The 18,589-nt window shown below is 64.5% G+C and carries 17 protein-coding genes; 5 read left to right on the forward strand and 12 right to left on the reverse strand.

All coding sequences use genetic code 11. The features are described 5' to 3' along the window. Positions 1 to 52 precede the first annotated feature (52 nt). Positions 53 to 727 (forward strand): spermidine synthase, encoded by a 675-nt coding sequence (locus tag GGQ64_RS11390; protein ID WP_183803899.1) that lies wholly within the window; start codon positions 53 to 55, stop codon positions 725 to 727. Between the two features lie 63 nt (positions 728 to 790). Here GGQ64_RS11390 and GGQ64_RS11395 read toward each other — a convergent pair whose 3' ends face one another. The 6 genes from GGQ64_RS11395 to GGQ64_RS11420 all read right to left on the reverse strand — a co-directional run bounded on the left by GGQ64_RS11395 (position 791) and on the right by GGQ64_RS11420 (position 6,321). Further along, positions 791 to 2,032: an SAM-dependent methyltransferase gene (locus GGQ64_RS11395; protein ID WP_183803902.1), complete on the reverse strand. Its 1,242-nt coding sequence runs from the start codon at positions 2,030 to 2,032 to the stop codon at positions 791 to 793. 209 nt (positions 2,033 to 2,241) lie between these two features. After that, positions 2,242 to 2,733 (reverse strand): hypothetical protein, encoded by a 492-nt coding sequence (locus GGQ64_RS11400; RefSeq protein WP_183803905.1) that lies wholly within the window; start codon positions 2,731 to 2,733, stop codon positions 2,242 to 2,244. A 274-nt stretch (positions 2,734 to 3,007) separates the two neighbouring features. Further along, the gene (locus tag GGQ64_RS11405) at positions 3,008 to 3,541 is read right to left on the reverse strand and encodes a nuclear transport factor 2 family protein (RefSeq protein WP_183803908.1); all 534 of its coding nucleotides are present in this window, start codon (positions 3,539 to 3,541) and stop codon (positions 3,008 to 3,010) included. Beyond that, positions 3,538 to 4,149, reverse strand: coding sequence for a TetR/AcrR family transcriptional regulator (locus GGQ64_RS11410; RefSeq protein ID WP_183803911.1), 612 nt, complete (start codon positions 4,147 to 4,149; stop codon positions 3,538 to 3,540). The genes GGQ64_RS11405 and GGQ64_RS11410 overlap by 4 nt, the downstream gene beginning before the upstream one ends. A gap of 150 nt (positions 4,150 to 4,299) precedes the next feature. Continuing rightward, positions 4,300 to 4,761: a cupin domain-containing protein gene (locus tag GGQ64_RS11415; protein ID WP_183803914.1), complete on the reverse strand. Its 462-nt coding sequence runs from the start codon at positions 4,759 to 4,761 to the stop codon at positions 4,300 to 4,302. 156 nt (positions 4,762 to 4,917) lie between these two features. Beyond that, positions 4,918 to 6,321 carry an aminotransferase-like domain-containing protein gene (locus GGQ64_RS11420; protein WP_183803917.1) on the reverse strand — a complete coding sequence of 468 codons (1,404 nt, stop codon included), beginning with the start codon at positions 6,319 to 6,321 and terminating at the stop codon, positions 4,918 to 4,920. Between the two features lie 296 nt (positions 6,322 to 6,617). On the opposite strand from GGQ64_RS11420, the gene GGQ64_RS11425 reads away from it, so the two are divergent. Further along, complete coding sequence (locus GGQ64_RS11425; RefSeq protein WP_183803920.1) at positions 6,618 to 6,815, forward strand: hypothetical protein; 198 nt, start codon at positions 6,618 to 6,620, stop codon at positions 6,813 to 6,815. Between the two features lie 58 nt (positions 6,816 to 6,873). Here the strand turns inward: GGQ64_RS11425 and purH are convergent, their stop codons facing one another. The 4 genes from purH to htpX all read right to left on the reverse strand — a co-directional run bounded on the left by purH (position 6,874) and on the right by htpX (position 12,775). Beyond that, positions 6,874 to 8,484, reverse strand: a complete 1,611-nt coding sequence (gene purH / locus GGQ64_RS11430) for a bifunctional phosphoribosylaminoimidazolecarboxamide formyltransferase/IMP cyclohydrolase (RefSeq protein WP_183803923.1) — start codon at positions 8,482 to 8,484, stop codon at positions 6,874 to 6,876. 116 nt (positions 8,485 to 8,600) lie between these two features. Next, a complete protein-coding gene (locus GGQ64_RS11435; protein ID WP_183803926.1) occupies positions 8,601 to 10,286 on the reverse strand; it encodes a heparinase II/III family protein in 1,686 nt (561 codons plus the stop codon). 114 nt (positions 10,287 to 10,400) lie between these two features. After that, on the reverse strand, positions 10,401 to 11,807 hold the full coding sequence (locus tag GGQ64_RS11440; RefSeq protein ID WP_425488506.1) for an RsmB/NOP family class I SAM-dependent RNA methyltransferase: 1,407 nt from the start codon (positions 11,805 to 11,807) through the stop codon (positions 10,401 to 10,403). Further along, the gene (gene htpX / locus GGQ64_RS11445; RefSeq protein WP_183803932.1) at positions 11,798 to 12,775 is read right to left on the reverse strand and encodes a zinc metalloprotease HtpX; all 978 of its coding nucleotides are present in this window, start codon (positions 12,773 to 12,775) and stop codon (positions 11,798 to 11,800) included. The genes GGQ64_RS11440 and htpX overlap by 10 nt, the downstream gene beginning before the upstream one ends. A gap of 131 nt (positions 12,776 to 12,906) precedes the next feature. Between htpX and GGQ64_RS11450 the strand changes: the two genes are divergently transcribed. Continuing rightward, positions 12,907 to 13,104 carry a DUF1674 domain-containing protein gene (locus GGQ64_RS11450; RefSeq protein ID WP_183804296.1) on the forward strand — a complete coding sequence of 66 codons (198 nt, stop codon included), beginning with the start codon at positions 12,907 to 12,909 and terminating at the stop codon, positions 13,102 to 13,104. Positions 13,105 to 13,152: 48 nt separating this feature from the next. Then, the gene (locus GGQ64_RS11455) at positions 13,153 to 13,620 is read left to right on the forward strand and encodes a thermonuclease family protein (protein ID WP_183803935.1); all 468 of its coding nucleotides are present in this window, start codon (positions 13,153 to 13,155) and stop codon (positions 13,618 to 13,620) included. A 65-nt stretch (positions 13,621 to 13,685) separates the two neighbouring features. Here GGQ64_RS11455 and acs read toward each other — a convergent pair whose 3' ends face one another. Then, positions 13,686 to 15,641 carry an acetate--CoA ligase gene (gene acs / locus GGQ64_RS11460; RefSeq protein WP_183803938.1) on the reverse strand — a complete coding sequence of 652 codons (1,956 nt, stop codon included), beginning with the start codon at positions 15,639 to 15,641 and terminating at the stop codon, positions 13,686 to 13,688. Positions 15,642 to 15,865: 224 nt separating this feature from the next. On the opposite strand from acs, the gene GGQ64_RS11465 reads away from it, so the two are divergent. Continuing rightward, positions 15,866 to 16,573, forward strand: coding sequence for a DUF1013 domain-containing protein (locus GGQ64_RS11465; RefSeq protein ID WP_183803942.1), 708 nt, complete (start codon positions 15,866 to 15,868; stop codon positions 16,571 to 16,573). An 80-nt stretch (positions 16,574 to 16,653) separates the two neighbouring features. Here the strand turns inward: GGQ64_RS11465 and GGQ64_RS11470 are convergent, their stop codons facing one another. Next, positions 16,654 to 18,561: a propionyl-CoA synthetase gene (locus GGQ64_RS11470; RefSeq protein WP_183803946.1), complete on the reverse strand. Its 1,908-nt coding sequence runs from the start codon at positions 18,559 to 18,561 to the stop codon at positions 16,654 to 16,656. Positions 18,562 to 18,589: the final 28 nt, after the last annotated feature.

The following is an 18,589-nucleotide window of genomic DNA, read 5'->3' on the forward strand; positions in this document are numbered from 1 at the left end:
CACCGCGCCCATGCTACGAGACGCCTGCAACGCAACACAACGAGATACGCCGATGCTTCCCTGGATTCAGCTTGATCGCGCGACCATTCCCGGCGATGGGGGCGAGTTACGCCTGAAGCAGCGCGGTAGCGAATTTTCCATCATGCTCGGCTCGACGGAGCTGATGAACAGCAGGCTGAGCGGTTCTGAAGAGGCACTGGCTACACTATGCTGTGAGCGGATTGCAGGGCGGAAAAACGCCAGCATCCTGATCGGCGGCCTCGGCATGGGCTTTACATTGCGGGCCGCCCTCGGCGGACTGCCAGATGATGCCCGAGTCACGGTCGCAGAACTCGTTCCGGCCGTGGTCGATTGGGCGCGGGGACCGATGTCAGGTCTCCACGAAGGCACGCTCGACGATCCACGTGTCGATATCCGCATAGGTGATGTCGGCGCGCTGATCCGGTCGCAGAAAACGGCTTACGATGCCATCCTGCTCGATGTCGACAATGGTCCCGATGGGTTGACGCGCGCCTCCAACGACAGCCTCTATAACCACAGCGGTCTTCGTGCCGCCAAGGTTGCGCTGCGCGCGAACGGCGTGCTTGCGGTCTGGTCGTCCGCACCGGACAGTGCTTTTACACGTCGATTGCGGGAGGTGGGCTTTGCCACCGACGAGGTGAACGTGCGCGCCAATGGGAAACGCGGTGGCGCCCGCCATGTATTGTGGATGGCAACCAAACGGTAACATCTCGGCTATGCGCGAACCGCCACCGACGCCGGAGCGCTGGGCAAAGCCCAAAGTATCGGTTCACACGGACAGACTGAGCGTCTTCTCGCGTTCGATGTAGTCGCGCTGCTTGTCGGTGATGTAGTCGCGCACGATCGGCGCGGCGTCGCGGGAGCGCGACAGCTGCATATGGAAGACGAGCTGGCTGCCGGTACTAAACATCATCTCCGCGCTGATCAGGTAGAATTCCCACATGCGTGCGAAGCGCTCGTCGTAGAGCGCGATCACCTTGTCGCGGTTGGTCTCGAAGCGGTCTGCCCAATGGGCGAGCGTCGTTGCGTAGTGAACGCGCAGAAACTCCAGATCCGTGACCCAGAGGCTGTTTCGCTCGACAACCTCGAACACTTCGGAAAGCGCCGGCGAGTAGGCTCCGGGAAAAATATACTTCCGCAGCCATGCGCTCGCCATGCCCGGCGGGCTCATGTGCCCGATCGAATGCAAGAGCGCCAGGCCGTCATCCGGCATCAAGGCGTTCAGCTTCTTGAAGAATTCGTCATAGTGATGGACGCCGACATGCTCGAACATGCCGACGGAAACGATGCGGTCGAATGACCCCTCGACGTCCCGATAATCCTTCAGCTCGAAACGGACGCGATCGGCAAGCCCGGCTTTCTCGGCCCTCTGTGTGGCCAGCGCCTGCTGTTCCTTGGAAAGCGTCACGCCGAGAACGTCCACATCCTCCAGTGTCGCGAGATAGAGCGCGAGATCGCCCCAGCCGCAACCGATATCGAGCACCTTCATTCCGGGTTTCAGTCCGAGCTTGCTGGCGAGAAGCCGGAGTTTGTTGCGCTGGGCCTGCTCGAGAGTTTCGCCCTGCTCCCGGAAATAGGCGCAGGAATACAGCATGTTCTCGTCGAGAAACAGCCTGTAGAAATCGTTGCCGAGATCGTAGTGGTGAGCGACGTTCTGCTGCGCCTGCCCCTTGCGGTTCGACTGCTGGCGCTTGCGGAAGCGCATCTTGATGGCGCGCAGTACCTTCTGGATCGGATAGGAACCGAGCGAAAGCCGGTTGATCGAGAAGAGCGTCAGGAAATCCCGCAGCGTCGAGCCCTCCTCGAACCGCATCGTTCCATCCATGTAGGCTTCCCCGGCCGCAAGCTCGGCATTGAAGACCAACGTCCGGTAGAGCCTTTTGTCGGTCAGTCTCATCGTCACCTGCGGGCCGGGCGCCCCCTTGAAAACATGGCGTTTTCCGTCAGCATCGATGACAGTCAGGCACCCCTTGCGTATGAACGACTTCATCATGTGCGAAAGTGGAAACATGAGCGCCTCGAGTTGCTGTTGATGCCGAGAAGTCCGGCTGCCCAACTCTCATCTGTTCGACGGAAATTTACAATGCTTGCCGGAAGTCGCTTTCTCTTCCGTTGACCAGTCCCGCCCGAGATCGGCTCCAAACCTCGACCTACCCCTGGCCAGGCAGGGCCAGGGGTAGGTCTGACATAGACCGCGTGCGCCTGCGATTGGTTATCGCGTCAATGGTGCGCCGCAGTCCTCCCCTGCCTGCGGAGATACAGGACCTGCGCCGTCAGGCCGATGACGAGAATGACGAGAAGGCTGGCCTGGGACCCGAGAAGGAGGGGCGAGCTCAGGTCGGTGACGAAGGGATGACCGTCCGGAACACGACGCAGGGTCTCGCTGACGGTCGGCACCATCAGCAGAAATACGGTGAGGCTCAGACAGACTGTCTCGATGTATCTCCGAGGACGTCCCAGCCAAGAAAGTCGCCAGACACCATAACCGGCGACCAGCAGCACGATCGTCGCAGCGCCGATGCCGTAGCTCACCGACTGATGCGCGACGAGGAACACCGTCGCCGCCCCGATCAGCATCGAGACGAAGTAGGCGACGCCGGGCCCCGAGCGAGGCACGATCCGCCCGTGGCGTGCAAGCATGTAGACTGCCAGCGGTATGGCAGGCAGGCTGCCGAGCGTATGCACCCAGCCGAGTGGTGAAATTCCAAACATATCGTCTCCTTTGCGGTCCTCGAGGACGAGGGTGGGTCGTTCTGTTCTGTCGATCTCGGCGCGCGCCGGCACTCGCGGCGGACAGTATCTCTGATGGCCGTTCACGATCATCACCGACGGCGCACGCATGGCTCGTTCAACGGCTCCTGGCCGGCATGGTAAAAATTCATCTGGTCCGTCGTCATCGAAAATTCTCTCAACTAGTAGGTAGGCCAGGAAGGCAAATTTCGCCGACTCCACGGGCCCGGCCACAACCAGATTTCGACCTTTCCGGCTATGAAAAGTACAACTCGTTCAATCCCGTACGCAGCAATTCCTGCTGCAGGTCCGATCCATCGACGGGCAGGAGGGTCCGTTTCGCGATCATCCAGCGGCCATCACGCCGTTCGAGTTCCCAGCGGTTCACCACGACCCGGTGTATTCGGTATCCCGTCGATGCGCCGTGATTTGGCAGGTTGCGCGGCGGGCCGTCATGATCCAGATGAACGATCATAAGGTAGGAGGTCACAACCGCGGTATCGCCCCGCAGATCGACAAGGGGCAGGCCGGCAAAATGAGCGAGCCCGCTGCGAATGGCCTCGTCATGCTCCGCTCTCTGTATGAACGCGGCAATCGCCTTCGCGCCCTCGGCGCCGTCCAGTGTCGGACCACGATCGAAGACGCCGTCCTCACTGTAGACCGACGATGTGTAACCGGCATGCCCTGTATCAGCACTTGGCGGGTGCGATGCGATCAGGTCGTAGATCGCAAGCTTGTCTTCGATCGTGCGGAGCCTGCTCTCCAGATCGGTTGAGCCAAGGGGGTTCATATTGGCCTCCTCTCGTCTCGATCATGACCGTGCGAAGCGAGCCGCTCCAAAAGCGGGCCTGTCACGACGCCGAACATCTTCGGATCGCCATAGGCGCGCGCCGAAAGCATCGCGCCGTGAACCGTCGCCATGAACACTTCCGCCTCGGCACGCGGGGTGCTCGCCAGTTGGAGTTGGCCGTGGCGCGAACCGCGCTCCAGCACGGAAGTCAGCCACGCAGACAGGGAGCGGAAATGCGCCCGGACCTCAAGGCCAACTTCCTCGGGCAGAACGGGGAGTTGGCTTGCCAGCAGCGCGCAGACACAAAACGGCGCGCTCGCATCCGCGATGCAGGCCTGCCAATACCCGGTGTAGGAGCGGAGCTGTTCGAGCGGATCGGATACCTGACGTTCGAGGTTCGCCAATCCTGCTTCGGCATTCTGCCGATGCCGCGCAACCAGCGTTCGAACCAGATCGACCTTGCTGGGGAAATGGTGATGGATGCTCGCCTTGCGGATCCCGACCACATCGGCAATGTCGGCATAGCTGAAGCCGTTGTAGCCGCCAGCGACGATCAGGGAACGCGCGCAGGCCAGGATATCGTCTGAGGTGGTGGACAGGTTGCTCATTCCACACCCTACCTTCTGATAGGGTGTCCGTCAAGCGTTCGCCAATGTGAGCGCATTCGGTCGAGCTTGCGGTAGGCCATGCCGTGGACGCGCCCGGAATCTTTGGAGGGGCCGGGCGGCTCCCGTTTGCCCGTGCTTGCGTCGTTCGGCTCAGGCAGCCTGGCGGCCCTCGCCGGCAACGATGGTGAGGCCGAACTCGCCTGCCACGGCAGCGACCTGTTCAGGCGTTTCCGGTTTGCAGAGTTCGATCATCGGGAAGAAGGACTCAAAGCCGCCCGGCGTGACGACCACCATCAACGCGCCTTCCTCGCTGCCGATGTTCTCGAACCGGTGGGGAATGCCGCGGGGAAGGGCGATGCATCCGCCCGCTGTCAGTTCGAGATAGTCGCCAGCGCACCAGAAGCCGAAGTGGCCTTTCAACACCCGGAAGAACTCGTCCTCGCGCTCGTGGACGTGAAGCGGCGGCCCTTCGCCGGGGGCGACGAAGGCCTCGAACATTCCGAATGTCCCGCCGGTGTTGGCGGCCATCATGCGGATGACATGCCTGCCGAACGCCATCGCCGGCGTTCCGTGTCCGGCGGGGGATGCCGCTGCGCGCGAGAACGTGTTCATGCTGGGTCTCCGGTTCTCTGTTGCATAGCCAGCGCCGCAATTGCGGCGGCGTCGGTGCGAACCGTGGCTCGCAACCGACTTATGCCCCGCCCGCCTGCCACGCGGTGTTCCCCGGGGCACAGTGGCCGTTCCCGGAGGTCGGGTGCCGATGCACAATCAGAAGAAGGAGCCCGCCATCTCCGGCGAACTCTCGAGGGCATGCCCCATGAACTCCAGAGCGCCCTTGAGGGCCGCCCGACGAATGGGGCCGCCGATGCAGACGCGGACCGCTTCGGGCGCCGGCCCGTCGACGGTGAAGGCATCACTGGCCACAACGCCGATCCCGGCCGAGCGCATGTGGCTGCCAAACGTCGATCGCGTCCAGCCCCCGGTCAGAGGCAGCCAGATGTTGAAGCTGATGGGATCGCTGCGATAGCTGCCGCCAGGCAGGATGTCCGCGACGAGCGCCTGGCGGGCGGCGGCCTCCTCGCGAATGAAGCGCAGGATGCTGTCGGCCGTGCCGTCGTCGATCCAGCGGGTCGCAAGCGCCACCGTCAGGGGCGACGCCATGACGTTGTTCGCCCGCATGGCGCTCGCAAACGGCCATGCCGCCTTGGTATCCGGTGCCACGACATAGGCGAGCCGCAATCCGGCGCCGATGCATTTCGCAAGCCCGCCGATGTGCCAGGTCAGGTCCGGCGCCGTGGCCGCCAGCGGTGGTGGGCCGTGGAGCGGGATGAAGCCGTAGGCGTCATCCTCGACAATCGGCACGTGATAGCGCCGCGCCACGGCGCAGATCTCCTCCCGCCGCCGCTCCGGGATCGTCAGGGTGAGCGGGTTCTGCAGGGTCGGATTGAGATAGAGCGCCTTCGGCTTCCTCGCCTCGCAAGCTTGCGCGAATGCCGCGGGTATGATGCCTTCCTCGTCCATGGGCAATCCGGCGAGCGTCAGCCGCAGCTGTGCTGCGATCGAGCGCATCCCGGGATAGGTGATGTTTTCCGAAAGCACGGTCTCGCCGGGCTTCGCCAGCATGCCGAAGATCGCCAGCAGGGCGGGATGCGCGCCGGGCGTGACGAAGATTCGCTCCTGCGAGGGAACGAGCCCGCGGCGGCTGAGCCAGGCGGCGGCCGCGTCCTTGTCCATCCCGGCGCCGCCGAACCCCTGGTAGCGCAGCAGCGACACGAGGTTGGTGGCGACCGCCGAGAGGCCCTCGCGCATGCGGGCGAGGAGGTCCGGATCGTCCGGTTCCGGCGGCATGTTCATCGAGAAGTCGACGACGGAGGCGCGGCGCGGATCCGGGGCCGCATCGGAAACGAAGCCGCGGCGCTCCTTGTCGGCGCCGCCGGTCACGAACGTCCCGCGCCCGACATGCGACCCGACGAGGCCACGCTTCTGCGCCTCGAGATAGCCGCGCGCCACGGTGGTGAAATCGATACCGAGCCGCTTTGCGAGCTCACGCTGCGGCGGCAGACGGTCGCCGACGACCAGATGGCCACTGCGCAGGTCCATCTCGATGACGTCGGCGATCGCCATGTAGCGGGGACCGCCGCTGCGGCTGAGGTCCGGGTTCCAGGTCTTCATGTCTTTCCGCATCCGGCTCGATTTTGGATTGACTGTATATTGTTGCGAAATGCGCCTGTCACGCACAATTGCGGCGTCGGCGGGGGCGCGGCAGCCGTCTCTCGTCCTGTACTAGTCCGCGGTCAGAATGAATGCAATTTGACGGCATTCACTTCGTGCATCGCTGATTTCGCTTGCGCAAAAGCCGCAAGCGCTCGGCCGCGGAATCATAGTTAACGTTCCGTTGTGACTTTCCGGGTACTCAGGGAACAGACGCGGCCGACCCGCCGTTTACGCGCCGACCTGGAGGACAGACAATGCTTGCAACCCTGCTGAACGTTCTGCGCAACGATCGCCACGAGGCGTCCGATACCGGCACCTTCGCCGATGGCGCCTTTCAGATTTCGGAGAACGAACTGAGGCACCTGTCGCAGCAACGTCGCGGCCAGCTCTCCTACCTGCGCGACTACGGTACCCAGCGTGCGGTGGATGCGAGCCGGATCGGCCGTGCATAACGCCGCGCGGCGTCCCTGACCCGCGTCATCGAGGCTGTTTACGGCTTCCCGGTCCGGTTCAGTGGCGGAAGTGCCGCATCCCGGTAAAGACCATCGCGACTCCGGCTTCGTCCGCTGCCGCGATCACCTCGGCATCCCGCATCGACCCGCCCGGCTGGATGACGGCGGTGGCCCCGGCCGCGATCGCCGAAAGCAAACCATCCGCAAAGGGCAGGAAGGCTTCGGAGGCCACTGCCGAACCGCGCGTCAGCGGCTCGGCAAGCCCCATTGCCTTGGCCGCGTCCTCGGCCTTCAGGGCCGCGATCCGGGCCGAATCGACACGGCTCATCTGACCGGCGCCGATACCCGCCGTCTGGCCGTCCTTCGCATAGACGACCGCATTGGACTTGACGTGCTTGGCGATCTTGAAGGCGAACTTCATGTCCTCGAGCTCCTGTGCCGTCGGCGCGCGCCGGGTCACGACCTTCAGCTCGAGATCCTCGACCATGCCGTTGTCGCGACTCTGCACGAGCAGGCCGCCGGAGACGGTCTTTGCGGCGATGCCGGGCGTGCGCGGATCGGGCAGGGCGCCGGTGACGAGCAGTCGCAGGTTCGGCTTGGTCGCGATGACGGCGCGAGCGGCTTCGTCGGCATCCGGCGCGATGATCACCTCGGTGAACAGCTTGACGATCTCCTCGGCCGTCTCGCCGTCCAGCCGGCTGTTCAGGGCGATGATGCCGCCGAACGCGGAGACCGGATCGCAAGCGAGCGCGCGCTTGTAGGCTTCCTTCAGGCTGGGGCCCGTCGCGACGCCGCAGGGGTTGGCATGCTTGATGATGGCGCAAGCCGGCCCCTTCTCCGGAAGGAACTCGGCGACGAGCTCGAAGGCGGCATCCGTGTCGTTGATGTTGTTGTAGGAGAGCTGCTTGCCCTGCAGGAGCGTGGCCGTGGCGACACCGGGGCGGTTTTCCCCGGTGACGTAGAACGCGGCCTTCTGGTGCGGATTCTCGCCGTAGCGCATCTCCTCCTTCAGCACGCCGCCGATCGTCCTGTAGGCCGGCGTTGCGATGTCCAGCGCCTGCGCAAACCAGTTCGAGATCGCCGTGTCGTAGGCCGCCGTGCGGGCATAGGCCTTCGCGGCAAGCCGCTGACGGAAGGCGTAGGACGTCGCGCCGTCGGCCAGCTCTTCGAGCAGCCCCGCATAGTCGGATGGATCGGTGACGATCGTCACATAGGCGTGGTTCTTGGCCGAGGCGCGGATCATCGCCGGACCGCCGATGTCGATGTTCTCCACCGTCGTCGGGTAGTCGCCGCCCTTCGCGCGAACCTCTTCGAACGGATAGAGATTGATCACGGCCAGGTCGATGGCGCCGATCCCGTGCACCTTCATCGCCTCGACATGCTCGGCATCGTCGCGGATCGCCAACAGGCCACCATGGACATTCGGATGGAGCGTCTTGACGCGGCCGTCCATGATTTCGGGGAAGCCGGTGACATCCGACACGTCCGTGACCGCGAGGCCCGCGTCGCTTAGCGCCTTGTGCGTGCCGCCGGTGGAAAGAAGGCGGATCCCCTTCTTCGACAGCGCCTTCGCCAGTTCGACGATCCCCGACTTGTCGGAAACGGAAAGCAGCGCGGTCTTTACCGCGACGCGATCGGGAGCAGGGATTTTCTTTGAAGCGACGGCCATGGGGGTTATCTCCGGGAGTGGGGGCCGACGTCCGAGCGAGCCGCCGGCGGAAACATGCGCCCCGTTAACACACGAGCAGACACGAGGAAACCGACAAATGTGTCCTTTTGCCGCCCTCAGCGGCGCTCGCGCCGCATGTGCCACTGCACCTCGGGAATGCTGCCGAGCGGCATGGTCAGTGTCAGTTGGCGCGCCGGACGCACGCCGGAGGGATCCGCGAAGAACACGTCCTCCTCCTCGGCGACAGGGACATCGCGGCAGGCGAACGCCCACGTCTCGCCGTCCTGGGCCACCAGGCGCACCTCGTTCTGGTCGACCGCGACGATCCGGATGGCCGGGTGGATGTGGAACCTGACCACGGCGACATTGGCGCCGCCGTCGGGCGCGGTGCCGTCCGGCTTGGCGAAGCGCTCGCGGCCGCGAATATCGACGCCGTTGCGGCCGAGATAGAGGTCCCGCTCGTAGACGAGGCCGAAGTTGGCCACGTAGCCGTCGTGGCTGGCCACCAGGCCGTCGGCTCCGTCCGCCTTGTCGTGGCGGGTGACGTCGACCCTGGAAACGCCGCCGAAAATCACCGGCCCCAGGAAACCCGAACCGGAAATGCGCGCCGACGAGGTATCGTTCAGGGTTGCGACCGACTGGGCCGCGGTCGCCCGCGAGAGCTGGCGGATGGCTTCACCGGCAAAACGCGGGCGCCCCGAATTCACGAAGTAGCGATGCCTGCCCGACGACATCTCGAGCGACAGGCAACCGGCCGTCGCCGTCGTCGACAATGCGACGGAATGGGGTTTGCCGGTATCGACGATGATCGTCGTCTCGCCGGCCTCCAGCCGCTCGTAGCCTGTCTGTGGCAGGCCCCGAAACGGCGCGCCGGAGGTTTCGTCGTAGCGGAGCACGGAAAGAAGCTCGTTGGCGAGCGTGTAGGTGGCGCCGTTGAACAGCGCCAGCTCTCCGCCCTGGTGGCGGAAGAAGCGCAAGGCCGGATAGATGCGGTCGATGCAGGGAATGAGCTGCGGCGGCACGTCGTGGCCGAGGTTGACGTAGGTCTGGCGCAGCGGCAGGAGGTCGAACAGGAGATCCAGCCCGACGCGTGGGTTGCGCGACACATGGCCGCCGTCGGCGAGGATCTGCCGGTCGAGCTCGCGGTCGAGCCCGCGCGCGGCGCGGCGGATCTTCGTTGGCGAACTCGGCATCGCGATGGACGCCATGGCGAGCGCAATCCTGACCTTGAGCCGCGGCTCGCCGTCGGCGGTCGCATCGGCGATATGGCGGAGGTAGCGGACCTGGAAGGCGAGGCTCTTCAGAAACCGGCGGTAGAAGGCATAATCCGCATCGCGAAGCACGACCGGAGAGTGCGAGAGCCAGGCGACGATGCGCTGCGCGATGACCTCCGGCCGCCAGGCCACGCCGGCGATAGTCCGGCCATGGACCGCGATCCAGTCGTCGATGATGCGCCGGACCACGAACGAGCCCGCATCCTTTTCCGCCACCCGCATGTGGCGGAGCCAGGCGAAGCAATGCAGCCGGTTGGCGAATTCCTCGGACGGCAGTTCCAGCGCGAAGGGTGATTCGCCTTCGCAATCGAGCAGGCGTCCGGCGAGAGGAAACCTTCCGCCGATGATCTCTTCGGCGGTAAAGGCATCGGCGGGCCTGAGATCGGTCGGCGCCACCACGAGCCGTTCTGGCGTGCGGCCGGCAAAGCGCAGTGCGGACACGCGTCCGACGGCAAGCCGCCGGGAAAAGCGCCTCCACGTCTCGTGTCCATAGAGATATGCCAGTCGTTGCCGGTCTGAAAGCCGCATCGCCAATTAACTCTTCCCCCGCCCATAACTAGGCGCAGGGATTCCATGCGTCAATTCGCACATTAGAAAACGATTGTTGATGGAGGCGCCGATGCCCGGCGCAGCGCTCCGCAATCAATGCCTCTGGAGCAGGACCGCATAGAAGCCGTCCAGTCCGCCCGGGAAGCCCTCTTCGCCTTTCAGCATGTCGGGCGTGGTACGAAACTCGCCCTTGGGCGATATGGCCTCTTCCAGTCCGGGCCAGTCTGCAGGGTCCAGCGGCACGCGTGACCAGCCCGACGCACCGGCCAGCACGCGCGCTATCATCTCCTCGCCCTCGATCGGGTCGAGCGAGCAGTTCGAAAAGACCAGATGGCCACCGGACCTTACCAGGCTCATCGCATGCAGCAGCAAGCGTTCCTGCAGCCGGGCCAGTTTCTCGATATCGGCCGGTCCCTTTGTCCACAGGACGTCCGGATGGCGCCGGATCGTTCCCGTCGACGAGCAGGGCGCATCGAGCAGCACGGCGTCGAACGGCTCCTCGGGCTTGAATTCGAGCAGGTTGGTCGCGATCGTCTCCGCAGCCAGCCCCAACCGGGCGAGATTGCCTTCCAGCCGTTTCAGCCTGTTGGCCGACTGGTCCAGCGCAGTCACGACGGCGCCGGCGTGCGCCAACTGGGCGGTCTTGCCTCCGGGGGCGGCGCAGAGGTCCGCGATCCGGCATCCGGCGAGGTCGGGAAAAAGCCGGGCCGGGATCGAGGCGGCCGCATCCTGCACCCACCACGCTCCGGCGGCGAAGCCTTCCAGGTCCGGGACGCGACCGGCAAAAGCCGGCAGACGCACCGAGCCGGTCGGCAGGAGGCGCCCCCCGAGCCGGCTTACCCAGCCTTGCGGATCGCTCTTGACGGTCAGGTCGATCGCCACCGGCTCGAGCTGGGAATCGGAAATGCGCGCAGCCCGCTCGGCCCCATAGACCTCGGAGAGCCGATCGAAGAACCACGGCGGCGTGACGGGAACGGTGTGCGTCGCCGTCAGGTGCGGCACCTTCTCGCGGGCAAGGCGGCGCAGAACAGCATTCACCAGGCCGGAGAACCGGCGGCTGCGCGGATCCGATCGCGCCTGCTCCACGGCCAGGTCGACGGCCGAGTGGTCCGGCACGTCCAGATAGAGGATCTGCGCCGCAGCAACCACGAGAATATGATAGAGCGAGCGGGCGCCCTCCGGCAGCGGTGACTCCACCAGCGAATCAATGATCGCCTGGATCCGCGGCAGATGGCGCAGCGACGTATTGAGGACGGCGCGCACCAACGCGCGGTCGGCCTCGCTGAGGGCGCGGTATCCCGTGTTGCCGTTTTCGGCATCCAGCATGCCGTCCAGCGATATGCGCCGATCGATGACGGCCGCAAGCAGCCGGGCGGCCACCTGCCGGGGGGCGATGCCGGTCTTCTCGGGTGCTTCCCGTGGGTTGCCCTTGCGCGGCGCCGGCCGCGGTCGGGATTTTTGTTTCGGATGTGAATCGTTTCCGTCGGATGTCAAGACCAGGGACCCTTTGGTGGCTCGGAACCACCGCGTCCCCAGCCAGTCGGTGGAACGGAACGCGATTTTCGCCCCGCCTTAGCAGCCTCGGCCGGGCGCGTCGAGGGCTGGGGCTGCACGGCCTGGCGCATATCGTCGGCCATAGCCTCCAGCGCCGCAATCCGGTTGCCCGTATCGGGATGGGTCGAAAACAGATTGTCCATGCGGGCGCCCGAGAGCGGATTGATGATGAACATATGGGCGGTGGCCGGGTTGTGCTCGGCCTCCTCGTTCGGAATGCGGCCGGCCGCCACGGCGATCTTCCTGAGGGCAGAGGACAGCCACAGCGGGTTGCCGCAGATCTCAGCGCCGCGCCGATCCGCGGAATATTCGCGGGTGCGGCTGATCGCCATCTGGACCAGCATCGCCGCAAACGGTGCGACGATCATCGCGATCAGGATCCCGATGAAGCCGAGCGGATTGTTGTTGTTCTCGCGGTTGCCGCCGAAGAACAGGGCGAAGTTCCCCAGCATCGAGATCGCGCCGGCGATCGTCGCAGTGATGGTCATGGTCAGCGTATCGCGGTTCTGGACGTGTGCGAGCTCGTGCGCCATCACGCCGGCGACCTCCTCGTAGGAAAGCGCGTGCAAGAGGCCAGTCGAGGCAGCGACCGCTGCGTTCTGCGGATTGCGGCCGGTGGCGAACGCGTTCGGCTGTTCGCTGTCGATAACGTAGACCCGCGGCATCGGCAGCCCGGCGCGAGCGGCCAGATCGCGAACGATGCCGTGGTATTCCGGCGCGCTGCGTTCGTCGACTTCCTTGGCGCCGTACATCGACAGCACCAATTTGTCGGCATTCCAGTAGGAAAAGAGGTTCGTGGCAGCGGCGACGACGAGCGCGATCATCATGCCGCCCTTGCCGCCGATGAGAAAGCCGACAGCCATGAACAGGGCCGTCAGGAAGGCCAGCAGCATTGCCGTGCGGACGAGGTTCATGAGGTGTCTCCCCGATGAGATGCGGCGCAGCAATGTTTCACGTGAATCAAGGCTTTGCCGCCAATGAGAATGTTCCTATATGATGGTGAAGGTTGGACCTTTTTCAATATCCCGACGATCAGGACGATGTGATGCAGGGCGATAACGACAACGTAAACGACGGTGGCCGCGTTCTTCCTCCAGCGGCGCTCCGTGCTTTGAAGGAAGCGGAGGAACGGCGCGCGGCGGAGAAAGAGGCGCCCTTGCCACCGGAGATCGGCGGACGCGGCGGCCTCGACCCGGCCCGCTTCGGTGATTGGGAGATCAACGGCCGCGCCATCGATTTCTAGGTACTATTTCCTATTGATTGGCGCCAGATTGCGGAATATATTCCTTTCATGGAACGATTCCGCCACCTGGTCATAGCCATCGTCAGCCAATTCGTGCTCGGCCCTACGCCGGAGGCATCCGCAGCGGACAGGTATGGCATTGCAGGACCTGTTGCCGCCGAAATCCTGCGCATCGTTGACGGCGATACGATCCTGGTCAATGCCCGACCATGGCCGCAACAGACGGTGGAAGTCCTGATTCGTATCCGCGGGATCGATGCGCCCGAGATCAGGGCCAGATGTGCCGCCATTCGTATGGCGGCCAGGGAGGCCAAGGCTCATCTGGCACAACTGCTCCCCGCAAGCGGCACGGTCTTCCTGACGAACGTCTCCGGCGACAAGTATTTTGGCCGGGTCGTCGCGGACGTGTTTCTCGAGGATGGGTCGAATCCGGCTCAGGAGATGATCGCGGCGGGTCTGGCGCTGCCTTACGACGGCGGCCGGAAGCCGGCTGCAGCCTGCCATGCGGGTGGCTAACAGGTGGTGCGGAGTAGAAGCGCGGCCGCGATTTTGCAGCCGCGCCATGTCGAAACCGATGCCGGTTAGCCGGCAGCCTTGTTCTGCCGGTTGGCAATCAGGTCGTCCACCACGGCGGGATCGGCCAGGGTCGAGGTGTCGCCCAGCGATCCGAAGTCGTCCTCGGCGATCTTGCGCAGGATACGGCGCATGATCTTGCCGGAGCGGGTCTTCGGCAGGCCGGACGCGAACTGGATCTTGTCCGGCGTCGCGATCGGCCCGATCTCCTTGCGCACGTGCTTGATCAGGTCCTGCCGCAGCGTGTCCGTCTCCTCCTGGCCGGCCATCAGCGACACATAGCAATAAATGCCCTGGCCCTTCAGATGGTGCGGATAACCGACGACGGCCGCTTCCGAGACGAGATGGTGCGAGACCAGCGCCGATTCCACCTCGGCAGTGCCGAGACGGTGGCCGGAGACGTTCAGCACGTCATCGACGCGGCCGGTGATCCAGTAATAGCCGTCCTCGTCGCGGCGGCAGCCGTCGCCGGTGAAGTACTTGCCCTTGTAGGTGGAGAAGTAGGTCTGCACGAAGCGATGGTGGTCGCCGTAGACCGTGCGCATCTGCCCCGGCCAGCTATCGGTGATGCACAGATTGCCGTCGGCCGCACCCTCCAGAACCTTTCCCTCGCCATCGACGAGTTCCGGCCTGATGCCGAAGAACGGCCGCGTCGCCGATCCGGGCTTCAGGTCGGTCGCGCCGGGCAGGGGCGTGATCAGGATGCCGCCGGTTTCCGTCTGCCACCAGGTATCGACGACCGGGCAGCGGCCGTCGCCGACGACATGGTAGTACCACTCCCAGGCTTCCGGATTGATCGGCTCGCCGACCGAACCGAGCAGGCGCAGCGAGGAGCGCGAGGAACGCTTGACGAAGGCATCACCGGCGCCCATCAGCGCGCGGATCGCCGTCGGCGCCGTGTAGAAGATGTTGACCTTGTGCTTGTCGATCACCTCCCAGAACCGGCCGGCATCGGGAAAGTTGGGAACGCCTTCGAACATCAGCGTGGTCGCCCGGTTCGCAAGCGGGCCGTAGACGATGTAGGAATGCCCGGTGACCCAGCCGACATCGGCCGTGCACCAGTAGATGTCACCCTCGTGATAGTCGAAGACGTACTTGTGCGTCATCGAGGCATAGACGAGGTAGCCGCCGGTCGTGTGCAGCACGCCCTTCGGCTTGCCCGTCGATCCCGACGTATAGAGGATGAAGAGGGGATCTTCCGCCTTCATCCTGGCGGGCGGGCAGTCGCGCGGGACGCTGGCGGCCTCCTGGTGATACCAGAGGTCGCGACCGGGCGCCCAACCGGTCTTGCCGCCGGTGCGGCGCACGACGAGGACCTTGTTGACGATCACGTGCTGCTTGGCGGCGATGTCGATCGCCGTATCGGTGTTTTCCTTCAGCGGGATCGGCTTGCCGCCGCGCACGCCCTCGTCGCAGGTGATGACGAAGGTCGATTCGCAATCGACGATGCGGCCCGCCAGCGCATCCGGCGAGAAGCCGCCGAAGACGACGGAATGGATCGCCCCGATGCGGGCGCAGGCGAGCATCGCATAGGTCGCCTCCGGGATCATCGGCATGTAGATGGTCACCCGGTCGCCCTTCTTGACGCCGTGCTTCTTCATCACGTTCGCAAGCCGGCAGACGTGTTCGTGCAGCTCGTTGTAGGTGATCTTCTTGTCGATATAGGGATTGTCGCCCTCCCAGATGATCGCCACCTGGTCGCCATGGGTCTTAAGATGACGGTCGATGCAGTTGTAGGAGACGTTGGTGATCCCGTCCTCGTACCACTTGATCGAGACTTTGCCGGTAAACGAGGTGTTCTTGACCTTCGTATACGGCTTGAACCAGTCGATCCGCATGCCGTGCTTGTCCCAGAAACGCTCCGGATTCTCGACGCTCTCGCGATACCATTTCTGATAGGTGTCGTTGTCGATCAGCGCGCGGCTCTTGGCGGACTTCAGCACCGGATAGGTCTTGGCAGACATGCATTCCTCCTCATGCGCATGGCGGGCCTTGCTCCTCCGGCCCGAACGATCATCAGCCATTCATATCAGGTCAAAGACTTCCGGCAATTAGACAAAGGTCATTTGTCTCTTGAAGAATTGCATTTCTGCGACAGTGGCGTTATAGAGGGGCCGAATTCCCGGAAATCAGTGGTTTACCCCCACGGCCCGCGACACCGGCGCGGACGGACAGAAGGATTGTATCCATGGCTCAACAACTGCTCATGCCCAAGGCTACCGCGGTATGGCTGGTTGACAACACGGCGCTGTCGTTTGACCAGATCGCCCAGTTCTGCAAACTGCACCCGCTCGAAGTGAAGGCGATTGCCGATGGCGAGTCCGCGCAGGGCATCAAGGGGCTCGATCCGATCGCGACGGGCCAATTGTCCCGCGAGGAAATCGCCCGCGCCGAGGCGAACCCGAATCACAAGCTGAAGCTCTCCGAACCGAAGGTTCGCGTGCCCGAATCCAAGCGCAAGGGGCCGCGCTACACGCCGGTGTCCAAGCGCCAGGATCGCCCGAATGCCATCCTCTGGCTGGTGCGCAACCATCCGGAACTGAAGGACGCGCAGATTTCGCGCCTCGTCGGCACCACCAAGTCGACCATCGAGCAGATCCGCGATCGGACCCACTGGAACTCGGCCAACCTGGCGCCGATGGACCCGGTCACCCTTGGCCTCTGCTCGCAGATCGACCTCGACCTCGAGGTCGAACGTGCATCAAAGGGTCGCCCCCTGCCGACCGCCGCAGAACTAGGCGCCACGCTCGAATCCGCCCGCGAGACGGAGAAGCTCCCCTATGGCGGCAGCGACCGCGAGGAGGAGAAGGAGATCGACGCCGACGCCGTCTTTGCCAAGCTCAAGTCCCTCAAGTCGTCCGACAACGAGGACGAAGAAGACGACAACCGCTTCTGAGCGAAGCAATCCGCATATGTAGAAACCGGCCGTCATCGACGGCCGGTTTTTTTATGCCCGCAGATGGCATCCATCTCCGCTCACGCCCCGATGTGCCGCGCCGCCAGTACCGCGGCTATCTCGTCGAGGATCGCTGGATCGTCGATCGTCGCCGGCATCTTCCATGGCTCGCGGTCGGCAATCTTCTGCATCGTGCCCCGCAGGATCTTGCCGGACCGCGTCTTCGGCAGGCGCTTCACGCAGATCGCCATCTTGAAGGCGGCCACGGGGCCTATGCGCTCGCGCACCAGCGCCACGACCTCCTGCTCGATCGTCGATGATTCACGTGAAACACCGCTGTTCAGGACGAGGAAGCCTGCCGGCACCTGCCCCTTGACCGGATCGGCGACCCCGATTACCGCGCATTCCGCCACGTCCGGATGGCAGGCACAGACCTCCTCTATCGCGCCGGTGGACAGGCGGTGACCCGCGACGTTGATGATGTCGTCGGTCCGCGACATGATGAAGACATAGCCGTCCTCGTCGATATAGCCGGCGTCGGATGTCTTGTAGTATCCGGGAAACTCGGCCAGGCACGCCGCATGGAAGCGCTCGTCGGCATTCCAGAAGGTGGGCAGGCATCCGGGCGGAAGCGGCAGCCTGACGACGATGTTGCCGAGCGTGCCCGGCGCCACCGGATGGCCGGCATCGTCCAGCACCTCAATCTCGTAGCCGGGGAGCGGGACCGTGGGCGACCCGTGCTTCACCGGCAGCAGCCCGAGCCCCATGGGGTTGCCTGCCATCGGCCAGCCCGTCTCCGTCTGCCACCAGTGATCGATCACCGGAACCTGCAACACCCGTTCCGCCCATTGAAGCGTATCGGGATCGGCCCGCTCGCCCGCGAGAAACAGCGCACGCAGCGACGACAGGTCGTAGTCCGCGATGAGCCGACCCTCGGGATCCTCCTTGCGTATGGCGCGAAAGGCTGTCGGCGCCGTGAACAACGCCCGGACCCCATGCTCCTGGATCACCCGCCAATAGGCGCCGGCATCGGGGGTCCCGACCGGCTTGCCCTCGTAGAGCACTGTCGTCCCGCCGATCAGGAGCGGGCCGTAGACGATGTAGGAATGCCCCACCACCCAGCCGATGTCGGATGCAGCCCAGAACACCTCGCCGGGCTCGACCCCGTAGAAGTGCTTCATGCTCCACGCCAGCGCGACCAGGTAGCCGCCGTTGTCGCGCAGCACGCCCTTCGGCTGGCCGGTCGTACCGGACGTGTAGAGGATGTAGAGCGGATCGGTGGCGTGCAGCGAAACGCATGGAACCACTGTGCCCTCCGCCTTGGCTGCGCCGACCTCCGACGTGAAATCGACATCGCGTCCCGAGACCGTCGAAGCCGCCAGTTCCGGCCGCTGCAGGATGAGACAATGGTCCGGCTTGTTGCTGGCGATCTCGATCGCCGCGTCGAGCAGCGGCTTGTAAGCGACCACGCGTCCGGGCTCGATGCCGCAGCTGGCGGAGATCACCACCTTGGCCCTGCAGTCGTCGATCCGTGTTGCAAGCTCGTTTGCCGCAAAGCCGCCGAAGACGACCGAATGAACGGCGCCGATCCGCGCGCAGGCCAGCATGCTGAACACCGCCTCCGGCACCATCGGCATGTAGAGGATGACGCGGTCGCCGCGGGAAACCCCGAGCTTCATCAGTACCGCCGCAATCGCCTGAACCTCCGCCAGGACGTCCCGATAGGTGAACGATGCGACCTGACCGGTAACCGGGCTGTCGTAGATCAGCGCCGCCTGCTCTCCGCGCCCGGCTTCGACATGCCGGTCGACGCAGTTGTAGCAGGCGTTCGTCTCTCCGTCGGGGAACCAGTGGCCGTAGACGCCGCGGGTCCCATCGAACGCCACCGAGGGCGCGACGGACCAGTCGATGCCGGCCGCCGCCTCCGACCAGAAGCCCGAGGGGTCGCCCTTCCATTGTGCATAGGTGGCTGCATAGCTGCTCGCCATGGTCATCTCCTCCCGAAATCTCACCGCC

The organism is Mycoplana azooxidifex (assembly GCF_014196765.1).
Classification (GTDB): domain Bacteria; phylum Pseudomonadota; class Alphaproteobacteria; order Rhizobiales; family Rhizobiaceae; genus Mycoplana; species Mycoplana azooxidifex.

Bases quoted from the DNA above. Each gene is read 5' to 3' on its own strand.
- GGQ64_RS11390 (WP_183803899.1), top strand. From the start codon at position 53: ATGCTTCCCTGGATTCAGCTTGATCGCGCGACCATTCCCGGCGATGGG.
- GGQ64_RS11395 (WP_183803902.1), bottom strand. From the start codon at position 2,032: ATGTTTCCACTTTCGCACATGATGAAGTCGTTCATACGCAAGGGGTGC.
- GGQ64_RS11400 (WP_183803905.1), bottom strand. From the start codon at position 2,733: ATGTTTGGAATTTCACCACTCGGCTGGGTGCATACGCTCGGCAGCCTG.
- GGQ64_RS11405 (WP_183803908.1), bottom strand. From the start codon at position 3,541: ATGAACCCCCTTGGCTCAACCGATCTGGAGAGCAGGCTCCGCACGATC.
- GGQ64_RS11410 (WP_183803911.1), bottom strand. From the start codon at position 4,149: ATGAGCAACCTGTCCACCACCTCAGACGATATCCTGGCCTGCGCGCGT.
- GGQ64_RS11415 (WP_183803914.1), bottom strand. From the start codon at position 4,761: ATGAACACGTTCTCGCGCGCAGCGGCATCCCCCGCCGGACACGGAACG.
- GGQ64_RS11420 (WP_183803917.1), bottom strand. From the start codon at position 6,321: ATGAAGACCTGGAACCCGGACCTCAGCCGCAGCGGCGGTCCCCGCTAC.
- GGQ64_RS11425 (WP_183803920.1), top strand. From the start codon at position 6,618: ATGCTTGCAACCCTGCTGAACGTTCTGCGCAACGATCGCCACGAGGCG.
- purH (WP_183803923.1), bottom strand. From the start codon at position 8,484: ATGGCCGTCGCTTCAAAGAAAATCCCTGCTCCCGATCGCGTCGCGGTA.
- GGQ64_RS11435 (WP_183803926.1), bottom strand. From the start codon at position 10,286: ATGCGGCTTTCAGACCGGCAACGACTGGCATATCTCTATGGACACGAG.
- htpX (WP_183803932.1), bottom strand. From the start codon at position 12,775: ATGAACCTCGTCCGCACGGCAATGCTGCTGGCCTTCCTGACGGCCCTG.
- GGQ64_RS11450 (WP_183804296.1), top strand. From the start codon at position 12,907: ATGCAGGGCGATAACGACAACGTAAACGACGGTGGCCGCGTTCTTCCT.
- GGQ64_RS11455 (WP_183803935.1), top strand. From the start codon at position 13,153: ATGGAACGATTCCGCCACCTGGTCATAGCCATCGTCAGCCAATTCGTG.
- acs (WP_183803938.1), bottom strand. From the start codon at position 15,641: ATGTCTGCCAAGACCTATCCGGTGCTGAAGTCCGCCAAGAGCCGCGCG.
- GGQ64_RS11465 (WP_183803942.1), top strand. From the start codon at position 15,866: ATGGCTCAACAACTGCTCATGCCCAAGGCTACCGCGGTATGGCTGGTT.
- GGQ64_RS11470 (WP_183803946.1), bottom strand. From the start codon at position 18,561: ATGGCGAGCAGCTATGCAGCCACCTATGCACAATGGAAGGGCGACCCC.